The 26549-nt window shown below is 57.4% G+C and carries 26 protein-coding genes and 1 tRNA gene; 6 read left to right on the top strand and 21 right to left on the bottom strand.

What is annotated here, in order from left to right; all coding sequences use genetic code 11:
• Positions 1–94 precede the first annotated feature (94 nt).
• The 4 genes from ACUUL3_RS05285 to ACUUL3_RS05270 all read left to right on the top strand — a co-directional run bounded on the left by ACUUL3_RS05285 (position 95) and on the right by ACUUL3_RS05270 (position 5496).
• Positions 95–349, top strand: a complete 255-nt coding sequence (locus tag ACUUL3_RS05285; RefSeq protein ID WP_448555262.1) for a DUF4212 domain-containing protein — start codon at positions 95–97, stop codon at positions 347–349.
• 65 nt (positions 350–414) lie between these two features.
• Positions 415–2178 carry a sodium:solute symporter family protein gene (locus ACUUL3_RS05280; protein ID WP_448555260.1) on the top strand — a complete coding sequence of 588 codons (1764 nt, stop codon included), beginning with the start codon at positions 415–417 and terminating at the stop codon, positions 2176–2178.
• A 192-nt stretch (positions 2179–2370) separates the two neighbouring features.
• The gene (locus ACUUL3_RS05275) at positions 2371–3741 is read left to right on the top strand and encodes a sigma-54-dependent transcriptional regulator (protein ID WP_448555258.1); all 1371 of its coding nucleotides are present in this window, start codon (positions 2371–2373) and stop codon (positions 3739–3741) included.
• Between the two features lie 84 nt (positions 3742–3825).
• Positions 3826–5496 carry a two-component system sensor histidine kinase NtrB gene (locus tag ACUUL3_RS05270; RefSeq protein WP_448555256.1) on the top strand — a complete coding sequence of 557 codons (1671 nt, stop codon included), beginning with the start codon at positions 3826–3828 and terminating at the stop codon, positions 5494–5496.
• Positions 5497–5526: 30 nt separating this feature from the next.
• Here the strand turns inward: ACUUL3_RS05270 and ACUUL3_RS05265 are convergent, their stop codons facing one another.
• The 15 genes from ACUUL3_RS05265 to ACUUL3_RS05195 form a co-directional block, all read right to left on the bottom strand.
• Positions 5527–6363 carry a cytochrome b N-terminal domain-containing protein gene (locus ACUUL3_RS05265; protein WP_448555254.1) on the bottom strand — a complete coding sequence of 279 codons (837 nt, stop codon included), beginning with the start codon at positions 6361–6363 and terminating at the stop codon, positions 5527–5529.
• Between the two features lie 168 nt (positions 6364–6531).
• The gene (locus ACUUL3_RS05260) at positions 6532–6966 is read right to left on the bottom strand and encodes a QcrA and Rieske domain-containing protein (protein WP_448555252.1); all 435 of its coding nucleotides are present in this window, start codon (positions 6964–6966) and stop codon (positions 6532–6534) included.
• A 193-nt stretch (positions 6967–7159) separates the two neighbouring features.
• A complete protein-coding gene (gene coaD, locus ACUUL3_RS05255; protein WP_448555250.1) occupies positions 7160–7684 on the bottom strand; it encodes a pantetheine-phosphate adenylyltransferase in 525 nt (174 codons plus the stop codon).
• A complete protein-coding gene (gene rsmD / locus ACUUL3_RS05250) occupies positions 7677–8261 on the bottom strand; it encodes a 16S rRNA (guanine(966)-N(2))-methyltransferase RsmD (RefSeq protein ID WP_448555248.1) in 585 nt (194 codons plus the stop codon). The genes coaD and rsmD overlap by 8 nt, the downstream gene beginning before the upstream one ends.
• 158 nt (positions 8262–8419) lie before the next feature.
• The gene (locus ACUUL3_RS05245) at positions 8420–9448 is read right to left on the bottom strand and encodes an aspartate-semialdehyde dehydrogenase (protein ID WP_448555246.1); all 1029 of its coding nucleotides are present in this window, start codon (positions 9446–9448) and stop codon (positions 8420–8422) included.
• Between the two features lie 93 nt (positions 9449–9541).
• Positions 9542–11074: a 2-isopropylmalate synthase gene (locus tag ACUUL3_RS05240; protein ID WP_448555245.1), complete on the bottom strand. Its 1533-nt coding sequence runs from the start codon at positions 11072–11074 to the stop codon at positions 9542–9544.
• A 60-nt stretch (positions 11075–11134) separates the two neighbouring features.
• Entirely contained in the window at positions 11135–11911 is a 777-nt protein-coding gene (pssA, locus tag ACUUL3_RS05235) for a CDP-diacylglycerol--serine O-phosphatidyltransferase (protein WP_448555243.1), read from the bottom strand.
• 102 nt (positions 11912–12013) lie between these two features.
• Complete coding sequence (locus ACUUL3_RS05230; protein WP_448555241.1) at positions 12014–12658, bottom strand: phosphatidylserine decarboxylase family protein; 645 nt, start codon at positions 12656–12658, stop codon at positions 12014–12016.
• 146 nt (positions 12659–12804) lie between these two features.
• The gene (ilvN, locus tag ACUUL3_RS05225) at positions 12805–13287 is read right to left on the bottom strand and encodes an acetolactate synthase small subunit (protein WP_448555239.1); all 483 of its coding nucleotides are present in this window, start codon (positions 13285–13287) and stop codon (positions 12805–12807) included.
• Positions 13288–13319: 32 nt separating this feature from the next.
• Entirely contained in the window at positions 13320–15020 is a 1701-nt protein-coding gene (gene ilvB, locus ACUUL3_RS05220; protein ID WP_448555237.1) for a biosynthetic-type acetolactate synthase large subunit, read from the bottom strand.
• 220 nt (positions 15021–15240) lie between these two features.
• Positions 15241–16104 carry a 1,4-dihydroxy-6-naphthoate synthase gene (locus ACUUL3_RS05215; RefSeq protein WP_448555235.1) on the bottom strand — a complete coding sequence of 288 codons (864 nt, stop codon included), beginning with the start codon at positions 16102–16104 and terminating at the stop codon, positions 15241–15243.
• A gap of 15 nt (positions 16105–16119) precedes the next feature.
• Positions 16120–16767, bottom strand: a complete 648-nt coding sequence (gene mqnB / locus ACUUL3_RS05210; protein WP_448555233.1) for a futalosine hydrolase — start codon at positions 16765–16767, stop codon at positions 16120–16122.
• Positions 16768–16794: 27 nt separating this feature from the next.
• Complete coding sequence (panD, locus tag ACUUL3_RS05205) at positions 16795–17175, bottom strand: aspartate 1-decarboxylase (protein WP_448555231.1); 381 nt, start codon at positions 17173–17175, stop codon at positions 16795–16797.
• 50 nt (positions 17176–17225) lie between these two features.
• The gene (gene panC, locus ACUUL3_RS05200; protein WP_448555229.1) at positions 17226–18086 is read right to left on the bottom strand and encodes a pantoate--beta-alanine ligase; all 861 of its coding nucleotides are present in this window, start codon (positions 18084–18086) and stop codon (positions 17226–17228) included.
• 42 nt (positions 18087–18128) lie between these two features.
• Entirely contained in the window at positions 18129–18803 is a 675-nt protein-coding gene (locus ACUUL3_RS05195; RefSeq protein WP_448555227.1) for a YfgM family protein, read from the bottom strand.
• A 173-nt stretch (positions 18804–18976) separates the two neighbouring features.
• Here ACUUL3_RS05195 and xseA point away from each other — a divergent pair, with 173 nt between their 5' ends.
• Positions 18977–20332: an exodeoxyribonuclease VII large subunit gene (xseA, locus tag ACUUL3_RS05190; protein WP_448555225.1), complete on the top strand. Its 1356-nt coding sequence runs from the start codon at positions 18977–18979 to the stop codon at positions 20330–20332.
• Between the two features lie 130 nt (positions 20333–20462).
• Here xseA and ACUUL3_RS05185 read toward each other — a convergent pair.
• The 5 genes from ACUUL3_RS05185 to ACUUL3_RS05165 form a co-directional block, all read right to left on the bottom strand.
• Positions 20463–20539: transfer RNA gene (locus tag ACUUL3_RS05185), tRNA-Pro, on the bottom strand.
• A 165-nt stretch (positions 20540–20704) separates the two neighbouring features.
• Positions 20705–20977, bottom strand: a complete 273-nt coding sequence (locus ACUUL3_RS05180; RefSeq protein ID WP_448555223.1) for an HU family DNA-binding protein — start codon at positions 20975–20977, stop codon at positions 20705–20707.
• A 197-nt stretch (positions 20978–21174) separates the two neighbouring features.
• Entirely contained in the window at positions 21175–21963 is a 789-nt protein-coding gene (locus ACUUL3_RS05175; protein WP_448555221.1) for an ATP-dependent sacrificial sulfur transferase LarE, read from the bottom strand.
• A 9-nt stretch (positions 21964–21972) separates the two neighbouring features.
• On the bottom strand, positions 21973–23142 hold the full coding sequence (locus ACUUL3_RS05170; protein ID WP_448555219.1) for a homocysteine biosynthesis protein: 1170 nt from the start codon (positions 23140–23142) through the stop codon (positions 21973–21975).
• Positions 23143–23183: 41 nt separating this feature from the next.
• Positions 23184–23783, bottom strand: coding sequence for a CBS and ACT domain-containing protein (locus tag ACUUL3_RS05165; RefSeq protein WP_448555217.1), 600 nt, complete (start codon positions 23781–23783; stop codon positions 23184–23186).
• A gap of 403 nt (positions 23784–24186) precedes the next feature.
• On the opposite strand from ACUUL3_RS05165, the gene pheA reads away from it, so the two are divergent.
• A complete protein-coding gene (gene pheA / locus ACUUL3_RS05160) occupies positions 24187–25272 on the top strand; it encodes a prephenate dehydratase (RefSeq protein WP_448555215.1) in 1086 nt (361 codons plus the stop codon).
• 105 nt (positions 25273–25377) lie between these two features.
• On the opposite strand, the gene moaA is transcribed toward pheA, so the two are convergent.
• Positions 25378–26457, bottom strand: a complete 1080-nt coding sequence (gene moaA / locus ACUUL3_RS05155; protein ID WP_448555213.1) for a GTP 3',8-cyclase MoaA — start codon at positions 26455–26457, stop codon at positions 25378–25380.
• Positions 26458–26549 lie beyond the last annotated feature (92 nt).

Here is a 26549-nt window from a genome sequence, read left to right as displayed (position 1 = left end):
CGGGGAGAATGAGACAGAGGATATGCGCATGCCCGGGAAGCATGCGCATCAACACACAACACGAGTTTGTGCGAAACTCTGAAGGAGGAAGTAGATGGAAAAAAAATCGTTGGCACAGTATTGGAAGACAAATCTGACGTACATGGTGGTTCTGCTGTCCATCTGGGCGGTGGTTTCCTATGGCTGCGGCATGCTGTTCGCGGAACAGCTCAACGCCATCAGGCTCGGCGGATTCCCGCTCGGCTTCTGGTTCGCCCAGCAAGGGGCAATCTATGTCTTCGTGGTCCTGATCTTTGTCTACTACCTGCTCATGCAGAAGCTGGACAGGGAATATGACGTGCATGAATAACCGGCAGGACAGAAGCCCTCTTTTGTTTTCAACCATACACTTATAAAGAGAAGGAGATTGGAATTATGTCGATTCTGACATGGACCTATATCATGGTGGGGATAACCTTTGCCCTCTACCTGACCATTGCCTGGGTTTCCCGGGTGAAAACAACCAAGGGCTTTTACGTTGCCGGCGGCGGTGTTTCTCCGCTGGCCAACGGCATGGCCACCGCGGCGGACTGGATGAGCGCGGCTTCATTCATCTCCATGGCCGGCATGATCTCGTTTCTGGGCTATGACGGCTCCATCTACCTGCTCGGCTGGACCGGCGGCTACGTCCTCCTGGCCCTGCTTTTGGCGCCGTATCTTCGCAAGTTCGGCAAATTCACCGTGCCCGACTTTGTCGGCGACCGCTACTATTCAAATGTGGCCCGCTTCGTGGCCCTGATGTGCGCGATCTTTGTCTCCTTCACCTATGTCGCCGGCCAGATGCGCGGCGTCGGCATTGTTTTTTCCCGTTTTCTTGAGGTGGACGTCAACACCGGCGTACTCATCGGCATGGCCATCGTCTTCTTCTATGCGGCGCTTGGCGGCATGAAGGGCATCACCTACACCCAGGTTGCCCAGTATCTGGTGCTCATTGTCGCTTACCTGATCCCGGCCATCGCCATTTCGCTGAAGATCACCGGCAACCCCATCCCGCAGCTCGGCTTCGGCGGCACCATCAGCGAAGGCGTCAATGCCGGCAAATACCTGCTGGACACCATCAACACCCTGAACACGGACCTCGGTTTTGCCGCCTACACCAAGGGCAGCAAATCCATGCTTGACGTCTTCTGCATCACCATGGCGCTCATGGTGGGCACCGCGGGCCTGCCCCACGTCATCATCCGCTTCTACACGGTGCCCAGCGTGCGCGGCGCCCGGCTTTCCGCCGGCTACGCCCTGCTCTTCATCGCCCTGCTTTACACCACCGCGCCGGCCGTGGCCTCCTTTGCCCGCTACAACATGATCAATACCATCAACAACACCGCCTATGCCGATGCGCCGAGCTGGGTGAAGAACTGGGAAAAAACCGGCCTCTTTGCCTGGGCGGACAAGAATAACGACGGCATCATCCAGTACAGCAAGGGTGCGGCCTTCAAGGACAAGCCCAAGTTCGCCAATGAGCCGGGGCCCTTCGGCCAGAAACTTGTCACCAACGAGCTGACTGCGGAGGCCAACGAGGTGTATATCGACAACGACATCATCGTCCTGGCCAACCCGGAAATCGCCAATCTGCCTCCCTGGGTTATCGCCCTGGTTGCGGCGGGCGGTCTGGCCGCGGCCCTGTCCACCGCCTCAGGCCTGCTTCTGGTCATTTCCTCCTCGATTTCCCATGACCTCTACTACCGGATGATCAACCGGCAGGCCACCGAGGCCCAGCGCCTCACCGTCGGCCGGGTGATGATCGGCATCGCGGTCTGCATCGCCGGCTATTTCGGCATCAACCCCCCGGGCTTTGTCGCCCAGGTGGTGGCCTTTGCCTTTGGTCTCGCAGCCTCGTCCTTCTTCCCCATCATCGTGCTTGGCATCTTTGACAAGCGCACCAACCGGGAAGGCGCCATCGCCGGCATGGTCATCGGTATCTGCTTCACCTTCTTCTACATCGTCAACATCAAGTTCATGGGCGGCAGCGCCTGGTTCATGAACATCAGCGCCGAAGGCATCGGCACGGTGGGCATGGTGCTCAACTTCCTGATAACCCTGATCGTCTCCCGCCTCACCTCCCCGCCGCCCCAGGAAGTCCAGGATCTGGTGGAGAGCATCCGCTTCCCCCGTGGCGCCGGCAGTGCCGTTGACCATTGAGGCCTTGGGCAACGCAAAAAAAATAACCGTCTTCATAACAATAACAAAAAACGCGTAGGGCAACCTGCGCGTTTTTTGTTATTATGACCTAGCATCAACCGCCAACAGCCCGTTAACAGACCGACTGTTGCAGGAGCGATTCAGAACGCGTCATACCAATTAACCAGCCTGATCCGTACACATGGAGTGTCAATGTCCGCGATTCTCATTGTCGATGACGAACCGAGCATGCGGGAGTTTCTCAAAATCCTTCTCGAAAAGGAGGGTTTTACGATCACCACCGCGGCAAGCGGCGCCGAGGCCCTGCAGCAGCTTGCGAAACAGTCCTTTGCTCTGGTTATTTCGGATATCCGCATGCCGGACCTCAACGGCCTTGCCCTGCTGGAACACATCAAGGAAAACGACATCAACATCCCGGTTGTTCTGATCACCGCCTACGCCTCGCCGGAAGATGCCGTCCTGGCCATGAAGAATGGCGCCTATGATTACATCACCAAGCCTTTCAAGGTCGATGACATACTGGGCGTCATCGACGCCGCCCTGGGCAGCAGGCAAGTGACTCCCCTTGACAAAAACGGCGCCACCTTCGAGGGCATCATCGGCGCAAGCCCGGAGATGCTCAAGATCTACGATCTGATCAGGCGCATCGCCCCGACCCCGGCAAACGTCCTCATCTATGGCGAATCCGGCACCGGCAAGGAACTGGTTGCCAGGGCCATCCACAACCACAGCAACGTGGCGCAAAACAGCTTTGTGCCCATCACCTGCAGCGCCATTCCGGAAAACCTCATCGAGTCGGAACTGTTCGGCCATGCCAAGGGCGCCTTCACCGGCGCCATCGCCAACAAGACCGGTCTCTTTGAGCTGGCCAACAACGGCAGTGCCTTTCTCGACGAAATCGGCGAACTCAACCCCCTCATCCAGACAAAACTGCTGCGCGTTCTCCAGGAACGTGAATTCAAACGGGTTGGCGGCACGGAAAACATCAAGGTCAATGTCCGGATCATTTCCGCCACCAACAAAAACCTGGAAGAAGAGGTCATGGCCGGCAGATTCCGGGAAGATCTGTTTTATCGCCTGGCCGTGGTGCCGATCAGAATGCCGCCCCTGCGTGAACGCAAAGGGGACGTGCCGCTGCTCGTGAACCATTTCCTGGAAAAATATGCGAGGCTTTTCGGCAAGGAGGTGCAGCAGATCTCAACCTATGCCATGGAAGTCCTCATGGGCTATGATTTTCCCGGCAATGTCCGGGAACTTGAAAACATCATCGAGCGCGGGGTGGCCCTGGAGGCGTCAAACATCATTCTGCCGGAAAGCCTGACCCTTTCCATGCACCGCAAGGGCAAAAGCCTGCGCGCCGAAGGCGATTCAGCAGGCGACTATTCGGAGGCCAACGATGACGTCGCCTTTGACATCGGCCTTGAGCAGTATGTTATTGATATTGAAAAACGCTTGATTGCCAAAGCACTGGCCAGGACGAACAACTCGAAGATGCGGGCGGCCGAGCTTCTTAAAATGAGCTTCCGTTCTTTCCGCTACAAGGTAAAAAAATACAATATCTGATGCCCGCCTTCTGCCCAATGCATCTCCGTTCCGGCTTCGCTCAGGCCGGCTATCCCCCTGACTCCATCCCGCACGGGCACTGAAGTGCTGAAATCTCTTTGTCCCCGCACCGGCAGCCCGGCAGCCAACGATCATCTGAAAAAGCAGATCCAATGGCTGCTCTTTCTCAGGGTTCTCTTTCTCTCCCTCATGCTTGGCTCCAGCGTCCTTCTCCAGTCGGAAGGGTCCGCGATACTGCTGCCGGCCATCCATTACATAACCTATTTCATTGCCGGCCTCTATCTGTTCACCATCGCTTCAGCCCTGCTTCTCAGAAAAATTTCCTGCTACAGCCGGTTCGGCTACCTGCAGATCCTGGTCGACACCCTGCTGGTCACCCTGCTGGTCTTTTTTACCGGCGGCAGCCAATCCGTCTTCAGCGTGGTCTACTTCTTCCCCATTGTCATGGGCGCCTTCATGCTGTTCCGGCAGGGCGGCATGCTCTTTGCCGTAATCACCACCCTTACCTACGGCGGACTCCTGCTTGTCGAGTATCACGGCCTTGTCCCCAGATACCTGCCACCAGAAGCCACCCCCCTGCTCAACATGCAGGTTGTCCTCCACTATTTCGCCATTCACGGGCTCACCTTTTTCCTGGTCGCCATCCTGAGCACCATGCTCTCCGCCCGCCTGCAAAAAGCCGAGGCGCAACTCTTCCAGACCGCCTCTGATTACGACCGTCTTTCCTTTCTCTACAAACAGATTTTTGACGATATCAACACCGGCATCATCACAATCGGAGCGAACAACCGCATCACCTCCTTCAACCACGCCGCGGAAGTGATCACCGGCTATTCCGCCGGCGAGGCAATAGGCGAGGATATTTCCGTACGGTTTCCGGACCTTACCCAATCACCGCAGGAAAATTCCCGGCCCATGGCGATGCTGACGAAAAAAGACGGCGAAACCATTCCGGTGGGCTATTCCTGGGCAAAGCTCAACACTCCGGACGATTGCGATGATTGCAAGGTCTATACCCTGCAGGATCTGAGTCAGATAAAGAAAATGGAAGCCAAGGTGCAGCAATCGGCGAAAATGGCCACCATCGGCGAAATGGCGGCCGGGATCGCCCACGAACTCAGAAATCCCCTGGCCGCGATCTCGGGGGCTGCGCAGCTTCTTGAAAAGGACTTTAACGAACTATCAGCAAACCGGCGTCTTTTCAACATCATCATCCGCGAATGCGACAGACTTGAGGAAACCATTCACGAATTTCTCCTCTTTTCAAAACCGGTGATCCCGGAAAAGGAATGGTTTTCCTTGCGGGACCTGGCCAATGAGGCCATGGAAACCTTAAGCCAGAACCCGGCCTGGAATGAGGATCTCACCGTTTTTGTCGATATCCCCGCAAGCCTCGAATGCTGGGCAGACCCTCAGCTGGTAAGGCAGGTTCTCCTCAACCTCCTCACCAACAGCGCCAACGCCTGCCGGAGAACCACGGCCGGCAGAATCGTGATTCGGGCCGAGGAGAAAAGCATGCCCGGTGCTGTGCATGGCGAAGAGGCGATCATTCTGCAGGTTGAAGACAATGGCCACGGCATCCCGGATGCCATCCGGGAAAAGATCTTCGCCCCATTCTTCACCACCAGGGAAAACGGCACTGGTCTTGGCCTTGCCATAGTCCGTCAAATCGTGGAAAGCCATGGCGGCCGGATCGACTACACCCCTCTCGCTCCACAGGGCGTACGTTTCCGCGTCAGCCTGCCGTTGCCCTGATGCCCTGAAAGAGCGTTGCCCCTCCTCCTCTCAGCGCATGGCGCTGATGACGGAGAGAATCAGATACAGACCGCACCAGCCCGAGACGACCAACAGTGCCCGCCCGCGCCAGGACGGGATCACCACCGCCGCCAGGGCCGCGATGAGCAGAGAGGGAAAAACCACCCCTGCCCAGAACGGTTGAATATAGCGCAGCAGTTCCTGCAACCCCAGGAAAAACCAAGGCCCCTGGATGTGGAAGACGCCGAGGCGGGCCGGCTCCATGGGGGCAGCCACCAGAAAACTGAAAAAAATCATGGCCGCGATCCAAAGCCCATGGGACCGCATGCGCACCCGGTAACGGCGCAGATGATCCCAGCAACAGATCCCCCAGAAGACCCCCAGGCCGATGAGATGATTGGCGTAGACCCGCTTCATCCCCTCGGCATCGATGGCGAAAAGAAGTGAATTGAAAAGATTGCCCAGATAGGGAATGGCAAGGGTGATATTCTCGGCAATAACGCCGGCCGCCTCCCCGGTGGCGTCGGCACGCAGAACATAGCCGCTGAACAGGAGCAAGAGTGACAGCGGCAGAGAACCGATCAGCAGCAGCCATCTTGCCCGCTTCAAACCGGCGTCCTGCTTTGCCAGAACGACAGCGAAAACATGCAGGACAAGGCAGAGGAAAAAAAGCTGACTTGAATAGAAATGGCATGCCCGCCAGAAGCGGCCGAACGGCACCAGCACCTCCAGGGTGCTGGTGGAAAAAAAGGGAGTGGCCGGATCATACTGCAGGGCAACGACCACGCCGGACAATACCGAAACATACAGAGCGACAAGACTCTTTGCCCCCCATCTGGTTTCAGTGATGAAATTGCGGATATCCATGCGTTCCCGTGATCCAACAGTCCGTTGCTGAAACCATCCCTGGCTTTCTCAACTGCCGGCCGGCCCAAAAAGGCTTTGGCCGACCTCACGAATTTCCCGGCTCTTTCAGTGCCGGCAACATTCGCCGACACATCCTCTGCCTTTGACGGCCCGTTTTTCAACGGGCTGTCAAAGGGTTACGATGTAGCCTTTGTCAACATTGCCTTCCTGCCGTTTGGCCACGGCAAAGCGAGGCAGATTTTTCCGGGCCGGACCGCTGATCCGTTCGCCGGTCTTGCTGAAGCGGCTCTGATGACAGGGGCAGAGCAGAATCCCTTCCTTGTCCTGATAATTGAGCCGGCAGCCCAGGTGGGTGCATTTTCGGGAAACAGCCCATGGGCCGGTCTCATCCACAAAGAGAATGAAATCATGCTCCAGAGCGAACCCGCCCGTGGGAACCACCTTGTCGACCTTGACGTAGCGGGGCTGCTTGGGAGTCCGGTAGGCAAGAAACCGATAGACGGGATAGATGAGCGTCGCCCAGGCAAACCAGCGCAGCCATGTCCAGGACTCGGCTAGGACAAAACGTCTGCTTACCCCATTGTTCTCATTACGTTCCGTCATGCTGTCACCGGCAAGGGCAATGGTTTTTAAAAACGGCAGGGCCAGCACCTGGCGGCCAAAGCGAGGGGAAGAGTAACAGGTCCGTCAGGGAAAATCAAAAGATTCGCGGAAAAAGGACGCGGGACGAAAAATGACCGCGGCAAGTAAATTCTCTTCGGGCAAAACAGGGGCGAACCCAGTCGGAACCGCCTGGCTACGGGGTCAGATACCGCGCACGCAACATTTCACAGACATGGTCCGGAACCAGGCCGCTCACATCGCCGCCATGCCGGGCGGCGTCCTTGATGATGCTTGAGCTGATGAAGATCCAGCGGAACCCGGTCATCAGAAAAACCGTTTCCACCTCACGCTCGATCCGACGATTCATCAGGGCCAGCTGAAACTCATAATCAAAATCCGAAACCGCCCTCAAGCCCCTGATTATGGCCTTGGCCCCGCGTTTGTAGGCAAAATCCACCAGGAGCCCGGAGACATCTTCCACGCTGACGCGGGTCTCGTCGGAGGGGAAGCAGTCGCGGATCATGGCCCGCCGCTCTTCCAGGGTGAAAAGAGGGGTTTTGCTGGGATTGCTGGCTATGGCAATGATGATGCGGTCAAAAAGATTGAGGCCCCGGTGGATGATATCGAGATGCCCGTTGGTGATGGGATCAAAGGTGCCGGGATAAACGGCGATTGAATCGGTTGTTTTTTCCGAAACAAACGGTTCGTAGTTACTCACTGATCTCCGCCTCCTGGGTGCGGTAGAGCCAAAAACAGGCCTCGCCGTAACGCCGCCGGTCATAGCAGCACAAAGAGCCTGCCTGGTCAGGGTATTGTTCGCCCGCGCCGTCCTCGACAACCACGATTGCCTCGGCGGCGAGGTGCTCCCCGCCCGAGAGAGCGGCCAGAAGCTCATGGCCAAGTTTTTTGCCGTAAGGCGGGTCGAGAAAAACCAGATCAAATCCTGCCGGGGCAAGGCCGAGGGCAAGGAAGGCAAGCCCCTTGCGCAAATCGCGCCGCAGCACAAGCGCGCGCTCGCTAAAACCGCAGAGAGCGATATTTTTGCCGATCAACCCGACCACCTCCCGATGGCCATCGACAAAAACCGCCTGACTTGCCCCACGGCTCAAGGCCTCCAGGCCAAGAGCCCCGGTGCCGGCGAAAAGATCCAGTACCTTGGCGCCCACAACCCGGCTGCCGAGGATGCTGAAAAGGGCCTCGCGGGCTCTGTCCGAGGTGGGGCGGATCAGCTTGCCGAACCGGTCTCCCGGCGCCTGCAGCTTCCGCCCCCTGGCGCTTCCCGCGATAATCCGCAATGATAATGGTCTCCCAGCCAAAGGGAAAAAGGCACAGACCCAAGGGATCTGTGCCCGATAACGTCGCCACGGTGGAGGTCGCGCCGTAGCGGAATGCTAAAAAAAATCCGTCCCGACCGTTTTCAGCCACCAGCCACCGCCGGCTCACCGACAACCGATTACAGGTAATCCTTGATGAGCACTTCCGCGATCTGCACGGCGTTCAGGGCGGCGCCCTTCAGGATGTTGTCCGCCACCACCCAGAGGTTGATGCCGTTGGCGATGGACTCATCCTCGCGGATGCGACCGACCAGGGTTTCAAACCTGCCGGCGCAGTCAATGGCCATGGGATACTGACTCAAGGTGGGTTCGTCCACCAGCTTCACACCCGGGGCGTCTTTCAGAAGCGCCTTCACCTCGGCGGCGGAGATCTTCTTTTCGGTTTCAATGTTCACCGCCTCGGAGTGGCCGTAAAATACCGGAACCCGCACGGTGGTGGCGGTGACGCCGATGGTCGGATCCTCAAACATCTTGCGGGTCTCGTTGACCATCTTCATCTCTTCCTTCGTATAGCCGTTATCAAGGAAGCTGTCGATCTGCGGCAGGCAGTTGAAGGCGATCTGGTGGGGATAGACCTTTTTCTCGATGGGCTTGCCGGCCACATAGTCGCGCACCTGCTTTTCCAGCTCCTCAATGGCCTTGGCGCCGGTGCCGGAGACGGCCTGATAGGTGGAAACCACGATGCGCTTGATGCGCACCTTGTCATGGATGGGTTTCAAGGCCACCAGCATCTGGATGGTGGAGCAGTTGGGATTGGCGATGATCCCCCGCTTCTTGTACTGGGCAATGGCATGGGGATTCACCTCGGGAACCACCAGGGGAATCTCAGGGTCCATACGGTAAGCGCTGGAATTGTCCACGACCACGGCGCCGGCGGCGGCGGCGGCCGGGGCGAACTCCAGGGAGCGGGAGGCGCCGGCGGAAAAAAGGGCGATATCAATGCCGCTGAAGGCATCCTTGGTCAACTGCTGCACCGCGATCTCCCGGCCCTGGAAGGCAAGCTTCTTGCCCACGGAACGTTCCGAGGCGAGAAGGCGCAACTCGCCCAGGGGGAAATCCTTTCTGGCCAACACGTCAAGCATTGCGCCACCCACGGCACCGGTGGCTCCGGCAACAGCTACATTAAACTTCCTGTTCGCAGCACTCATTTGCATAGATCCTTCAATTCAGAAGCCGGGCCCAAGGCCCGGCAATTTCATAAATATCAGCAGAAAAAACGCGACACGCGAAACAGGCGCGTTTCAGTCTCCCTGCCTCATGCTTTCTCTCTTCAAAAACATCAGCCGGTTCAAGCCATTGAGATACGCCTTGGCAGCGGCGGTGATGATATCCGGGTCCGCGCCCTGGCCGACCACAACCTTGCCCCCGTCCTCGATGCGCACCAGCACCTCGCCCTGGGCATCGGTGCCGCCGGTGATGGAGCTTACCGAAAAGTAGAGGAGTTTGCTCCTGGTGCCGGTCAGCTCGGCAATGGCGCGAAAGGTGGCGTCGATGGGACCGATGCCGATGGTGGCCTTTTCCACCTCCTTGCCGTCGATGAGCAGTTTGACCGCTGCGGTGGGCAGGGTCTTGCTGCCGCTCATCACGCAGAGATGCTGCAGGGAGAAGGCCTCGGTGATCCGCAGCACCTCGTCCATGAGGATCGCTTCCAGATCCTCGTCAAACATCTCCTTCTTTACATCGGCAACCTCCTTGAAGCGGGCGAAAACCCGATTCAACTCGTCTTCCTTGAGGCTGTACCCCATGGCGGCGATACGATCCTTGAGGGCATGGCGACCGGAGTGCTTGCCCAGCACGATGTTGCCAGTAGAGATCCCCACGTCGGCCGGATTCATGATCTCATAGGTGGTGCGCTCCTTGAGCACCCCGTCCTGATGGATGCCGGACTCATGGGCAAAGGCGTTGGCGCCGACAATGGCCTTGTTGGGCTGCACCGACATGCCGGTTATGGTGCTCACCAGACGACTGGTCGGGTAGATGTGCTCGGTGACGATGTCGGTGTAAAAAGGCAGCCGTTCCCCCCGGGTGCGAATCGCCATGACAAACTCTTCCATGGCCGTGTTGCCGGCCCGTTCGCCGAGGCCGTTGATGGTGCTCTCCACCTGCCTGGCCCCGCTGTTCACCGCGGCCAGGGAGTTGGCCACGGCCAGCCCCAGATCGTTGTGGCAGTGCACGCTCAATACCGCCTTGTGAATATTGGGGATATTGGCGATCAGATAGCTGATTTGCCGCCCGAATTCGTCGGGCAGCGCATAGCCGGTGGTGTCGGGGAAATTCAGGGTGGTGGCGCCCGCCTCAATGACTGCGGCAAAGACCTTGCAGACAAAATCGAGATCGCTGCGCGAGGCATCTTCCGCCGAAAACTCCACGTTGCTCGTATACCCGGCGGCATGCCGCACGGAAGCAACGGCCAGCTCCAGAACCTGATCCCGGTTCATCTTCAGCTTATGCTTCAGGTGGATGTCCGAAGTGGCGAGAAAGGTATGGATTCGCGGGTTTTCCCCGCCCTTGAGTGCCTGCCAGGCGGTGTCGATATCCTTGACATTACAGCGGGCAAGGCCGGCAATCTGGGCGCCCCTGATATTTTCGGCAATGTTCTTCACGCACTCGAAATCACCGGGCGAGGCAACCGGAAAGCCCGCCTCTATGACATCAACCTTCAGCTTGACCAGCTGCTGGGCCAGGCGGTACTTTTCCTGCATATTCATGCTGGCGCCGGGGGATTGTTCCCCGTCACGCAGCGTCGTATCAAAGATGACTATTTTTTCAGACATCGTTATCGCTCCTTACGGCCAAAGCCGCGCCCAACCACCCTGGCGACCGGGCGGACACGGCTAGACCATGTCTTCCTGTTCCTCTTCAACCACTTTTTTGTCCCTTACCAGCAAATGATACACCGCCGCAAGCGGTCCGGATAGAACATAGGTGGCGCCGAGGACGAAGAGGGTAACCTGGGGTTCGGTGGCAAGGACCATGATGAGCAGCACAAGCCCGACCAGAACCTGAAACTTCTTTGCCCGATCGGTTTCCGGGTGCTTGAAGCTCAGGTACTTGACGGAACTGACCATGAGATAGGAAAGGCTGTAGACCGCCACCAGCATGACGATACTCTTCACGGAACCGGTAATATCGAAAAACCCGCAAAACATCACGGAGGTCGCGATCATGCCGCCCGCCGCCGGACAAGGCAGGCCGGTAAATTCGTTTTTTGCCGAACCGGTGTCCTGGGTGTTAAAGCGGGCAAGCCGCAGGGCCGTGGTGGCCACGTAGAGAAAGGCGGCCAGCCAGCCGTAGCGGCCATAGGGCCGCAGCACCCATTCATAGGCAAGGATGGCCGGAGCCACGCCAAAGGCGACCAGATCGCAGAGCGAGTCATACTCCATGCCGAATTTGCTGGTGGTGCCGGTCAGCCGGGCAACCCGCCCGTCGAGTCCGTCAAATACCCCGGAAACAATGATGGCGACCGCGGCATGGAGATACTGACCGTTGATCGCGGAGACAATGGCGTAAAAGCCGCTGAAAAGGCTGGCGGTGGTGAGGATGCTCGGCAGCAGCGAAATCCTGCCTTTTTTGTTGGGACTTGCGTTTTTGTTCTTATGATGCTTTGTCATACGGTTCTCCTCGTTACCACACAACAGTGAACACGGCACAATTTGTTGGACGCTTCATTTTAGAGGAAAAGCCCTCTTTTATAAAGCACTATCACGGGCTACTCAGGCCAGATACCCGAGCACGGTCTCCCCGGCCTTCACCTTCTGCCCGACCGCGACCTCGAGCTGCACCTGCTGGGGCAGATAGAGGTCAACCCGGGAGCCGAAGCGGATCAGGCCAAACCGTTCCCCGCGCACCAGGGTATCCCCCTTGCCGGCCCAACAGACGATGCGACGGGCAATGAGCCCGGCCACCTGCACCACCGCCATTTTCCGGTTGTTCCTGGTTTCGATGGTCAGGGCGCAGGACTCGTTCTCAAGAGCACCCCGTTCGGTATTGGCGGAAAAAAACTGGCCAGGGAAATACTGCACCTTTGTCACGGTGCCCGAGTAGGGAGCCCGGTTCACATGCACATTAAAGACGTTCATGAAGATGCTCACCTTATAGACATGCTCCTTCACGAACTTGTCGTCAAAAACCTTCTCGATGAGAATTATTTTCCCATCCGCCGGCGAGACGAGAACATCCTCATCCTCGGGGAATATCCGTTCCGGATCCCGGAAAAAGTAAAGGACAAAGCCCGTCAGCGCAAGGGCGAAAAGAGCACTCAAATCATGACCAAGCACGGCAAGAACAAGCGTCGTCAACGCCGTAAAACCGATGAACGGATATCCTTCCAGGGCCACCGGCACTTGCGGTCTTTTCATATCTTCCCCGTCACTGAGGGTTGCGAACTTGAAGGCCCGGGTTATCCGGAGCCCATATAAAAATGAACTGACAGGCTGCCGGCCCGGATTGGGGCGGGCAGCCTGTCAGTTCATTCACATGCAAAACGTTGAAAAAAAGGCGATCGTTACGACTTTTTCGCCCTGGTCATGGCGATGGCGCCGGAGCGGACAATCTCCTGGATGCCGATGGGCCGCAGGATGTCGATCACAGCCTGCAGTTTGCTCGCCTTGCCGGTAACCTCGACGATATAACTTTTCGGGCCGACATCAATGACCTTGCCGCGGAAAATGTCGATGATCCTGAGCACCTCGGCCCTGGTATGCGCCTCGGCCTTCACCCGGATCAGGGCCATTTCCCGCTCGACGTATTCATGCTCACACATGTCGGTGACCTTGATGACGTCGATGAGCTTATGGAGCTGCTTGGTGATCTGCTCTATGATCATGTCGTCGCCCGAGGTCACCAGGGTCATGCAGGAAACCTCAGGATCAAGGGTCTGGGCGACGGACAGGCTCTCGATATTGAAGCCGCGTCCACTGAAAAGGCCGGTAACCCGGGACAGCACGCCGGGCTTGTTTTGCAACAGGACAGAAATGGTATGTTTCATCGCGTTAACCTACTCTTTCTCGAAGTTCTAATTTAAACCAACAGCATCTCTGTTGTGGCCTTACCAGCGGGAACCATGGGATACACACCTTCCTCCCGGGCAATGACAAAGTCCATGAAGACCGTGTTGTCGATTCGTAATGCCTCTTTGATGACAGGCTCCACCTCGCTGGGCGTGGTCGCCCGCAGGCCGACCGCGCCATAGGCCTCGGCAACCTTGACGAAATCAGGGGCAACCTCCATGACGGTCTGGGAGTATTTCTTGTTGTAGAAAAGCTCCTGCCACTGCCGGACCATGCCGAGGTAGCCGTTGTTCAGGATGGCGACCTTGACCGGCAACCGCTCCTGCCTGGCCGTGGCCAGCTCCTGGATGTTCATCTGGATGCTGCCGTCACCGGCAATGTCGATGACAACCTTGCCGGGCGCCGCCATCTGCGCGCCAATGGCGGCGGGAAACCCATAGCCCATCACGCCCAGACCGCCGGAGGTCATGAAGTGCCGCGGCTTGTTGAAATGGTAGAACTGGGCAGCCCACATCTGGTTCTGGCCGACCTCGGTGGTGATAATGGCATCCCCCCCGGTCAGCTCATGAAGCTTCTGGATAACGAACTGAGGCTTGATAACGCCGGTTTCCTCGACATATCCCAGGGGATGCTTGCTCTTCCATTCCTTGATCTGCTCGTGCCAGGCCTTATGCTGCGCGGCGGCATCCTTGGCATTAAACTCCTCGCAGCGGTTGAACCAGGCATTCATGGCGGTGAGGGCATGCTTGCAATCGGCGACAATGGGGATGTCCACCCTGACGTTCTTGCTGATGGAGGAGGGATCGATGTCAATATGGATGATTTCCGCATGGGGGGCAAAGGCATCGACCCGGCCGGTAACGCGGTCGTCAAAGCGGGCGCCCACCGCGATCAGAAGATCGCAATTGGCCACCGCCATGTTTGCGAAATAGGTGCCATGCATGCCGAGCATGCCCATGGAAAGAGCATCGGTACCCGGAAAACCGCCCAGGCCCATGAGGGTCATGGTAACCGGCGCATCAAGCTTTCTGGCGAGTTCGGTGAGCTCCTCGTTGGCGTTGGAGAGGATCACGCCCCCGCCGGCATAGATGACCGGCTTTTTCGCCTTCAGGATCGCCCGGCAGGCCTTTTCGATCTGACCGGGATGCGGCTCGTAGGTCGGCTTGTAGGTACGCATCTTGATGGGCTTCGCCTCGGGATAATCAATCCGCGTGGCAAGGACATCCTTGGGCAGATCGACGAGAACCGGACCCGGTCGGCCGGTACGGGCCAGGTGGAAAGCCTCGCGGATGACCGCCACCAGTTCGCCCGCATCCTTCACCAGATAATTATGTTTGGTCACGGGGCGGGTGATGCCTACGATGTCCACCTCCTGAAAGGCATCGTTGCCGATCAGCTTGGTGGGAACCTGGCCGGTAAAAACCACCATGGGAATGGAATCCATATACGCGGAAGCAATGCCGGTTACCGCATTGGTCGCGCCGGGGCCGGAGGTCACCAGGGCAACGCCGACTTCCCCCTTGACCCTGCCATAGGCATCGGCGGCATGCACCGCGGCCTGCTCGTGACGGGTCAGAACGTGCTTGATTTTGTCGTTCTGCATCAACTCATCGTAAATATCGATGATTGCTCCGCCCGGATACCCGAAGATAACCTCCACGCCATGTTCTTCCAGACATTTTATAAATGCCTGCGCACCTGTGAGTTTCATACTGTATTCCTTACCGTTAAATTCAACTCGAATCTATCTAAAACGTATGCATTGATTACCAGTAAGAAGACCGGCCTAGATCAAGAAGGACGAGCCTCAAAAAAACAGGGAACTCTGGAATATATTATGAATATATATCTTGTCAAGTAGGTTTCTCGCCCAGGGCGGGAAAGAGCGAGCCAAAGCCCGGGCAGGCCGGGCCGCATTGCAGGCAAGGAGACTACAACTCGTCGCAGCTCAGGGGGAAATCCTTGAAATCGTCGGGCAGGAGGGCAGCCTGCCTTCCTCTCGCCAGAAATTGCCGCACCGCGGCCAGCCCCTCCTCCCCGAGAGCAAGGGAAAAGGGATTTACATAAAGGCCGATATGGGCCCGGATAACCTGCTCATCAAGCTCCTGGGCGTGTTGGCGGATGTAGGGCATGCCGCGCTCCGGCCTGGCAAAAGCGGCCCTGACGCTTGCCCGAAGGCAGGCGTCAATGGCCCTGATCCTTTCGCTCCCCAATGAACGCTTGGCGACAATGCCGCCCAGGGGAATGGGAAGACCGGTCGCCTCCTCCCACCAGACCCCGAGATCCTGAAGGAGATGCAGACCATGTTCCTGAAAGGTAAAGCGGCTCTCGTGGATGATCACCCCGGCATCCACCACACCGGCGGCAATGGCGGGCATGATCCGGTCGAAACGCATCACCGTGGTCTCAAGAGGCTCTCCGGCATACATCCGCAGAAGCAATGCCGCCGTGGTATAACGGCCGGGGATGGCGATCTTCAGCCCACCAAGTTCCTCCCCCCTGCCGTAACCACGGCCGGAGACCAGCAGCGGCCCGCAACCACGTCCCAGGGCGCTGCCGGCGGTGAGCAGCACATAGCGGTCAAGCACATGCCCCAGGGCATGAAAGGAGATTTTGCTCACATCCAGCCGTCCCTCCAGGGCCCACTCGTTCAAGGTTTCCACGTCGGCGAGAATTTCAGGGGCAAAGACCGGCCACGTCAGGCCGGTCTCGCCATGCATCAGGGCATGGAAGATAAAGGTGTCGTTGGGGCAGGGAGAAAAGCCGATGCTGAGTTTTTCCGGGGGGCTGGTCACGGGGAATCTCGGGGCCTAATTGATCGCCAGTTCGGCAAGCAGCACGGAAACGGCGGCCGCGCATCTTTCGCTCGCCGCCGCGAGCTGCCAGTTGGCCAGGTTACGGTCTTCAACCATGTTGCTTACCGCACGCAACTCAAGGCAGGGCACTGAAAACTCGGCACAGAGCCGAGCCACCGCCGCCCCTTCCATGTTTTCACAAAGGGCATCATGGGCCCTCTGCAGGGAAAGGCCACGACTGGCCGTGGCGCTCGCTCCGTGCACCGTGACAAAGCCGCCCCTTTTCACCGCAAAGCCGTGGCCGGCCAGAACATCCGCCGCCTGATCGAGATGGGAAGAAGACAAGGAAAATACCGCCCGCGTTGCCAGATGATGGCCAAAAGGCTCGGTGGTCTCGCCATGACAGATGCCGAAATCCCCCAACACCTCCTGTTCGGCAAGGCAGAGGTCAAGCATCTCCGCACCCGCGCCAGGATAAGCGCCAGCCACCCCGAAATTCAGGACAAGGGAAACATCGCCACCGCCCTCGCAGAGTCGCCGCCCGAGCCGGACGGCGGTTTCAAGAAGGCCCACCCCGGAAACAAGCAGTTCCACCCCTCCCCCCTTACGGAGAGAAAGAAAGGGGGCTGCTTCCATTTCCGTGGCTGCTACCAGTAAAATCATTTCTTTTCAAAGGAGAGGCGCCACCCCTTACTCGAGGTGCAGTTTCTCGGTGTGCACGATCTTCTTGATGAGGTTATCCTTGTCAAGGACAACGATCTTGGGCTGATAGGTAAGCAACTCTTCGGGAGTATAAAAGGCATAGCTGACAATGATGATGAGGTCTCCCGGCATGCCCTTTCTGGCGGCGGCGCCATTCAGGGCAATAACCCCTGAATCCGCGGGTCCTTCAATGATGTAGGTATCAAAACGTTCACCGTTATTGACATTGTAAATCTTCACCCGCTCGGAAGGATAGAGATCCACCTCCTTGAGCAGGGTCTTGTCCACGGTAAGGCTCCCCTCGTAATTGAGGTTGGCATCGGTCACCGTGGCTCGGTGCAACTTGGATTTCAGCATATATCGCAGCATTTTCGGTCTCTTGAGATTGGGGAGAAATTTAAAGCAAAGATCGCGAATCCTCAGGGCAAAGACTCAGGCCCCTTGAGCGTATCATTGTCGATCAACCGCGTCTTGCCGACCTTGACGGCCATGGCGAGCACAATTCCATCTTGCAGCACACCCACCGGGGTGAGCTCGTCTGGGGAAACGAAACTGATATAATCTATTTCCACCCCTTCCTGCCGCAAAATTATTTCCTGCAACTCGGCGAGCAGCACCTTTGCCTCGGAAAGTCCTTCCCGCAACCGTTTGCGGGCATGGGATATGGCCTGATACAGACAGAGGGCCTTCCGCCGCTCCGCGGGAGAAAGGTAAGAGTTCCTTGAGCTCATTGCCAGCCCGTCGGGTTCGCGGACAATGGGATGGCCGACAATGCGGATGTCCCAGTTGAGATCCGCCACCATCCTGCGGATAACCGCCAGTTGCTGGAAATCCTTTTCCCCGAACACGGCCACCTGAGGTTTTACCAAATTAAAAAGCTTGGCGACAACCGTGGCAACCCCCTCGAAATGGCCGGGACGGCTGCGGCCGCACAGGCCTTGGCTGATACCGGAAACAACCACCCTGGTCCTGGCTTCCTCGGAATACATACCGGAAACTTCCGGGACAAAAAGAAGATCCACCCCCTGCGCCTCGGCAAGTTGCCGGTCCCTGACGAAATCCCTTGGATAACGGGCAAGATCCTCGCCAGGAGCGAACTGAGTCGGGTTGACGAAGAGGCTCACCACAACCTGATCGGCCAACTCTTTTGCCCGCCGCATCAAGGCGAGATGCCCCTCGTGGAAGTAGCCCATGGTCGGCACCAGGCCGATGCTCTTCCCTGTCCGCAAGGCCTGGTTCGCCCACGCGGTTATCTCAGTCGGCTCGACAATAATCCTCATCAGGCCCACCCCGCCCTGCCAGACTGCGCAAAACGCCCCGGATCACAGGCGGTCAAGTTTAGCCTGGACCAGATCCTTGCTGGCAGCGGGTGTCTCCGCCAGGGCAAGCACCTTCTGATACATCTCCTTTGCCTGAGGCAGGGCGCCCTGCTCCTCATGAATCCGCGCCATGGCGAGATACGCCTCGCCGGCAAAGCCTTTTTTCTCGGCAAGCTTCTGATAGGCGGCCAGAGCTTCGGTCAGCATTTTTTTATTTTCATAGGCCTGGGCCAGATTCAGCTGCACCAGGGGAAACAACGGGCTTTTCGCGGAAATATCGCGCAACACCTCCTGGTAGTTGCGGATCGCCTCCTCATAATTTCCCGACTCAAAGGCAAGATGGCCCAGTTCGACCGTGGCCCATTTTGCCGAACCTGTGCGCCCATATTCAGCGAGAACCTGTTTCAGAAGCTCTTGACGCTTTTCCGGAAGATTCTGCGCCATGGCCTCGGCAAGCATCGCCGCCCCCCGGTCGTTCCGGTTTGCCGTATAGCGCGTGTAGGATGACCAGGCCAGGATGGAGACGACCAGGCAGCAGAGAGCGATGAAGAGATTGCGGCGGTTTTCCCGGATGAATTTGATCGCCTTGGGCGGCAGATTCAGCTCTTCAAGCAGACCATGCTTCTGGAGCGGCTTGTTCAGTATTTCCTGTTGAAAATAAGTATCCTGGTCAGACATGCATTCATCCTCTTTTTCTTATTTTCGCAAATAGACCCTGTTTTTCAGACACTATACATGGTGGGTGCAAAAAAATCACCCGTGATTTACAGATGATACCGCAGGTACGCCTCTCCGAGGCCGGGCAAACAAAATCCTTGTTTCCCTGCCCGCCCCTGTGCTAGGTATCTGAAATGCAATTGAACACCCAGGAACGAATCCAGACGGTCACCGAACTCACCCGCTCCATCCGCGGGGTACTGGAGGTGCAATTCCCCTTTGTCTCGGTGGTGGGCGAGATCTCCAACCTGCGCACCCCGTTTTCAGGGCATCTCTACTTCACCCTCAAGGATGCGGCGGCGCAGCTCAAGGCCGTGCTCTTCAAAACCCAGCAGCGCTATCTCGCCTGCAAGCCACAAGACGGCATGGAGGTGGTGTGCCGGGGGAGAATATCCCTGTATGAGCCGAGGGGGGAGTACCAGCTCATTGTCGACACCATGGAAGGCAAGGGGACAGGCGCCCTGCAGCTCGCCTTTGAACGGCTGAAGGAAAAGCTCGCGTCAGAGGGGCTTTTTGCCCCGGAGCGGAAGAGGCTCCTGCCCCTGCTTCCCGAAAAAATCTCCCTGATCACCTCTCCGCAAGGAGCGGCGCTGCATGACTTTCTCAAGATAGCCGGCCAGCGGTTCCCCTCGCTGCCCCTGGAAATCGTACCGGTAAGGGTTCAGGGAGAAGGCGCGCTTGAGGATATCCTCGCAGCCATCGAATTCTGCAACCAGGGCCCCCGCAGCGACCTCATCGTTCTCTGCCGCGGCGGCGGCTCGCTGGAAGATCTGTGGACCTTCAACGAAGAGCGGTTGGCCAGAGCCATTGCCGACTCCGCCATCCCCGTCGTCTCCGCCATCGGCCATGAGGTCGATTTCACCATCGCCGATTTCGTGGCTGACTTCCGGGCGCCAACCCCTTCCGCAGCGGCTGAGGCGATAATCCCCAATCAGGCACAGCTGCAGGCGCAGGTCCGCAACGTCTCAAGGCAACTCGCCAGAACGATGAGAGACAGGCTCTCCTCCCTGCGCCACACCGTCCAGGCGCAAAGAAGGATTCTGGGGGATCCGACCTCGCTGCTTGACCATTTCCGCCTGGCCACCGATCATGCTTCCGCCGCATTGCAATATGCACTTTCGCGCCAGATCCACGCCCACGAACTTTCCCTGGAAAGGATGCGCAACCGCCTCTGCCGCCAGGATCCGTCCCTGCGCCTCAATCATCAGCAATACAGGGTGCAGGAACTGCAGAGGCAGATGACGGGCGCCATGCAACGCCTTTTGGCAGACGGTGAAAACCGATTCGCAAGAGCCGTCGGCATCCTTGACGCGGTAAGCCCTCTGGCCGTCCTGGCCCGAGGCTATGCCATCGTCAAAAAAACGCGGGGTGAAACGGTGGTGCGAAGCGCGGCGGAGGTTGACATGGGCGAGGAGCTGTCCATCACCCTCCATCAGGGGGAAATCGCCTGCACGGTAAGCGGTAAGACTCCAGCCGACAGGCCTGCCTGACCCCGGCAAAACCGGAAAAGAACAGGTCCGCAGAGGGCGGGAACTGGGGGTGCCCCCCCCCAGCGTAATCAGGTGCAGACAAACCACAAAAAAAGGGCTCACGGAAAAACCCGCAAGCCCTTGATTTTTCTGGTCGGGATGAGAGGATTCGAACCTCCGACCCCATGCTCCCGAAGCATGTGCTCTACCAGGCTGAGCCACATCCCGACATCGTCTTGGTCGCCTCTTTTCCGATACCGCTTCCGGTCGGAAATAAGTGAGGTCCATATGTAACCAGAGAATTTCCCGGCGTCAACAAAAAAGAAGGCAGTCACCCACGCCGCGGATGCCTGCCTTTGTTTTTACTGCAGTAAAGAGTCTGAATTGATCAGATTACTTTACAGTGTCAGCAAGTTTGCTGCCAGCCTTGAAGCGAGCAACTTTACGAGCCTTGATGGTGATGGGCTTGCCGGTCTGAGGATTGCGACCCTGGCGAGCAGCCCTCTTGGCGACGGAAAAGGTACCAAAACCAACCAAAGTCACCTTGTCACCCTTCTTCAATGCGGCGGTAACTGCGTCGAGCATGCCACCAAGGGTCTTTTCAGCTGCTGCCTTGCTAATGCCGCCAGCCTTTGCCATTTTCTCGACCAATTCACTCTTGTTCATTTCCTTTCCTTCCTCCTCGTGAATTTAGAGATTCTCTGCCTTCTACAAAGCCGTAAGTAAGTTGCTTACTGAGGATTTAGCCTCATGTGATGTGATTGTCAAACAAAAAAACCGCGCTGTCAAACAAAAAGTACCATGAAATATGAAAAAAACGGCTGATTGCCCCCCCTAAAAACCGGCCAAAAATAACATATTTGTCACAAGTCAAGAGGGGGCCTTCCGCAGGGATTCACCTGAACCCGGCCTGCCCCCAAACGCATAAACTCATTGCTTATCATTGAAATTACGTCTTTTTCCTGAACACGGTCAAGATCATCACGCACCACCTCCAGGGTGGCCACCTGCCCGGAAAGCCTTACCCGGACGCCATTGAAGCCAAGCGTTGCCAAAAATGATTCACAGCTGGCGACAAACAAAATTTTTCCCGGGGTTATGGGCTCACCATGGGCGATTCGCGTCGCGAAACAGGAGGCGGAATAGGAATTCCAGGTGGAAAGGCCGTGTTCACGGCTGAGCCGTCGAATTTCCTTTTTGGTGAGCCCGGCGGCGGCAAGGGGTGTTTGCACCCGCAACTCGGCTATGGCGGCATGGCCCGGCCGGGACTCCTGAAGATCATCATGGTTGGTGCCGTCAAGCAGCACCGCGCCACCGGAGAGAATCCTGCTCCGCAGAATGGTTTGATAAATCCTTTTTTTGCAGAGATAGCAGCGATTGGGGGGATTGGCGACAAATTGCGGCCAGATGAAGGGATCTACCTGGAAATACGCTGCCTGGCAGCCAAGGGTCTCGATGACGACGCTGACCCGTCCCGCCTCTTGCCGGGCAAGAAGGGGGGATTTGGCATGCAAGGCGGTCACCTTGCCGGGGCCCAGCACCGCACAGGCGGTGTGGAGAAGAAAAGTGCTGTCCACGCCGCCGGAATAGGCAACCGCAACCGAGGCATGTTGCGCGAGGATGGTCTGGAGCTTTTTATATTTACTCTGCAAAAAGTGTTCTTACTCGCTGGGCAGGGTGCGGATCGGCTTTTCCAGGAGGAACTTCCCGCTGACAATCCAATCCTTGAGGGTCACGGCAATCTCCCGGGCACGCACCACGCTGGAAAGCGGGGCCGTGGGCACCATTTTCCCGTTCACCTCGATCTGGCCGCTCTTCAACTGCGCGTAGCTCACCTCGCCGTAGTTGCGGGCCACGCCATGGGAATAATCATAGGAATAATCAACAACCTGGGTAAAGATTTCCGCATCGGAAACACCGGTATAGGCGGCCATCTCCTCGTTGAGGATGGGAATGGGAACGCCGATGCCGACCGCCAACGAGCTGCCATACCCCTGCATGCTCACCCCCTTGAGCCAGCGGGAAGACATCTGCTTCAGGTCGCCCTGAACCATCATGGTCCCGGCCGGCCTTCTTGTGGTCCCGTTTTCAGAGCGGATGGCCCTTGGGTTATGCTGACTGCCGTGCCAGGTCACATAACCGACCCCGCCGCCCAGAAAAATCTTGGTGCCAAGCCCGATGGTCTTATAGAAGGGATCGTTCATCAGGGGGCTTAATTCACCGGCGCTGCAGTAGGTTGCGTTCCTGCCGTGGGGCTTGAGGGTGCCCATGTAGCAATAGATGGTCCGCTCGGAAAGGTTCACGGCGCAGTTGTAATTCTGATAACAGTTGCGGGGATTGACGAGCAGCGCGTAGGGCAGCTCGGCCAGGGTCACCTCTTTCTCGACGTTTTTGTTGGGATAGCAGTCCGTCCCGTAGCCAATGGCCTTCAAAAGTACCTTCTTCCCGGCAACAAGATCCTCAAGCACATGCCCGCCGCCATACAAAAACTCACCTGGAAACACCTTGTTCAAAGGATCGTCTTCCGTCGGCTCGGTCGCCCCGATAAAGACGTCAACCGCGGCCAGCCCGGCATAGGCCGGCACATTGTTCAACCACGCCCGCCAGGCCTTGATGGTCGGGTTCGCATGGCCGAAATTGATAAAGGCCCCGGAGGAGCACATGGGAGAAAAGGTGCCGGTGGTGACCACGTCCACCTTTCTCGCCGCCTCAACGGCTCCGTTTTTCTTGACGATGCCGACCATCTCCTCGGCGGTGACAACCACGGCCTCGCCCGCCTTGATCCTGGCGTTGATTTCTTCGTATGTTTTCTGAACCTTGAATTCAGTCATGAATGAAACTCCTTATCGGGGAAAACAGTGGAAACGAAAATTCAGTCAACCACGGAAACAACCTTGTGTCCGGCCTCTTCAAGGGATTCAATCACCTCGTCGATTTCGCCTTTTTCCAGGCGGAAGCAGTAGAGTTTCCGGCGTGAGGAGTGGCTCTCCGTCGCAACACTGATGATTTCGCAGCCATGTTCTTTGATTATTCTTGTCACATCCTCGACCCCGCTGCCTTTGGCAACCAGCACATCAAGCCGCGACGAGGCGCGGAGCAGCCCCATCATGTCGATGAAGGCGGAAAGCAGATCGATGGCGGTGATGATCCCCACCAGTTTTTTCTTGTCGAGCACCGGCAGCCCGCCGATTTTATAATCGTGAATCAGTCGGGCCGCGCTTTCAATACTGGCGTTCACATTGATGGTAATGGGATTCAAGACCATTACCTCATGCACATAGATATCCTTCTCCAGGGAAGGGAAGGAATATTGCCGCAAGTCGCTTTCCGTAATAAAACCGACCATCTGATCATCCTCAACCACAGGCAGATGACGAATGGAATGCTTTTTCATCAAAACACCCGCCTCCTGAAGCAGGGCGTTCTTGCCTATGGTTATCAGGTCTTTGTGCATGCAGCTTTTAACTTTCATGGTCGCGGCCTGGAAGACAAATTGCCAAGGCGTTCATTTGCCTCGAATAAAAGGGGCCTTGCAGTGACAACACGGCAAAGCCCAGAATTTTTCATGAATTCAAGATACTCTATCTTCCAAGAGAAGCAAGAAGTTAATAACCCTCCCCCTCGCTTCGTGTCATGATTTCAACTCCCTTAGGCAAACACTTTTCCCTTTTATTTTCCGGCAGGATATGATTAACAAATGGTGGCGTCGCGACAAGGTCCGCGGGAACGGTTTTCCCTGTTGCGGGCCACTGACTCAATGTCGCCGTTTTGCGGCTTTTCCTTATTTTCGCATGCGTACGGCAAAAAATCAGCGTTCGCGGCAGGCAACAACCCTGCGCTGAGCTGAAACCCCAACCCCACACCGCAATCTCCTTATGGAAAAGAAAAAAGAACTTACCCTGGCCGATGTTCGCCGCCAGATTGATGCCATCGACAGCCGGGTGTTAGGCCTCCTCAAAGACCGCCTCCAGTGTGCAAGAAAAATAGGCGAACTCAAGGCGATGAAAAACAAGGCGAAATGGGATCCCCTGCGGGAGCGGGAGATTCTTGACCGCCTGCTGGCCGAAAACGAGGGCCTTTTCCCCGAGCAGGCCCTGTTGAGCATCTTCCATGAAATCATCACCACCTGCCGCCTTTCCCAGAAGATGGTGGAGGTGGCCTACCTTGGTCCCGAGGCGACCTTTTCCCACCTGGCCGGGGTGAAATATTTCGGCCACGCGGCCATCTATCGGGCAATGGAAACCATTGAGGATACGTTTATCGAGGTGGAAAGAGGCCGCACCGAGTACGGCATTGTGCCGGTGGAGAATTCCATCGAAGGCGCGGTGACCTCGACGCTTGATTCCTTCATCAAATACAACGTCAAAATCTGCGGGGAACTGAACCTCCCCATCGTCCATAATCTGGTCAACCAGTCCGGGGAGATGGCTGATATCAGGCTGGTGGTTTCCCACGCGCAACCCCTGGCCCAATGCCGGCAATGGCTGAAGAAGCACCTGCCCAACATCCCGACCCAGGACGTATTCAGCACCGGCGTCGCCGCCAGGATGGCCACCGAGGATCCGGGCACCGCGGCGATCGCCAGCGCCCTTGCCATCAAAACCTATCGGCTGCAGACCGTGGCCAAGGGCATTGAGGACTACCGGGGCAACACCACCCGCTTCCTCCTGATCGGCAAGGACTCCCCCTCCAAAAGCGGCAAGGATAAAACATCGATCCTGGTGGGGCTGCTGGATCGTCCCGGCGCTTTGAACGAGGCCCTGGCCATACTCGCCCAGCGCTCCATCAACCTGACCAGAATCGAATCCCGCCCGGTCAAGGATGAACCTGGCCGCTACCTCTTTTTCATCGATATGCTGGGACACATGGAGGACGACATTGTCCGGGAGGGCTGCGGAAAACTGAAGGGAATCTGCTCGTACTTCGAGTGGCTGGGCTCCTACCCGCGCGTGAGCGATTAGCCGGCAGCGACGGGGTGAAAAATCTCTTCTGTCTCGGTTCGCCAGGCAATGGTACCGACCCGCGCATTGCGGTCAGACATCGGCCCGATGTCTTTTCTACCGCGACTACCCGCCGATCCTCGACATCTTGCCGTGACAGTTGCTGCCCCCTTCCGTTGAAAGGGTGTGGCCCTTGGGCTTGTTTAAAATGGTGGCCACGATGAGCTCCCTGAGCTGATCATCCGTGGCCCCGCCACGCAACCGGGCCTTGAGGTCCGTCTCCTGATCGGAGAGGAGGCAGGAGCGCAGCTTGCCTTCCGAGGTAAGCCGCAGCCGGTTGCAGCGGTCACAGAAATGATGGCTGATGGGGCTGATGAAGCCAAGACTTCCCACCGCCCCCGGCAGCCGGAAAACGCGGGCCGGGCCGTCCATCCGTTTGGAGGCTTGCGGTTCGAGTTCGCCAAGCGGGCGCAGCAGCTCCATGATGGCCTGCGAGCTGATGTACTTTTCCCTGTTCCAGACCGATGAGGCGCCGATGGGCATGAATTCGATGAAACGGACCTGCAGCGGCTCCGTCAGGGTCAATCTGGCGAAATCGATGAACTCATCATCATTGATCCCCTTTAAAGCGACGATGTTCAGTTTGATCGGCGAAAAGCCCAGGGCGCGGGCCTTCATGATCCCGGCCCACACCCGGGCAAATGCGTCTACTCCGGTAATCTCCTGAAACCGCTCGGGTTTGAGCGTATCCAGGCTGATATTCAGCTTGCTGATCCCCGCCCGTCGCAGCTCCTCGGCGTGGTCCGCCAGCAAAACCCCATTGGTGGTAAGCCGGATATCGTTCAGCCCCGGAATCCGGGCGATCTCCCTGATAAACGAAAGGATATCCCGCCGCACCAGAGGCTCGCCGCCGGTGAGACGTACCTTTTCGATGCCGAGGGAAACGGCGAGTCGCACCACCCGCAACAGCTCCTCGTAGCTGAGCAACTCCCCGCTTTGCAGCTTGTCACGTTCTTCCTGGGGCGTGCAATAAAGACAGCGGAGATTGCAATGGTCGGTCAAGGAGATACGCAGGTAGCTGATGGAACGGGCAAAGGTGTCCGTCAGACGCATATCCTCTTTTTGCCGCAAGGACCGTTCCAGTCCTCCGGCGGCATTCTGGCCGGATAGAGCCTCCATGGGTGCTGCTCCGCTGGTTGTGGTCATCTTCTTCGGGGTGAGGAATCTTTGATTTTTTTGCGCATTCCTGCTAAATAGGCGGGATGAATCATTCACCGCACAACTTTTCGCGTTCTCGC

This window comes from Thiovibrio sp. JS02 (assembly GCF_053485635.1).
Note: the sequence above shows the minus strand (reverse complement) of the source record. Positions and strands in the feature narration are given on the sequence as shown.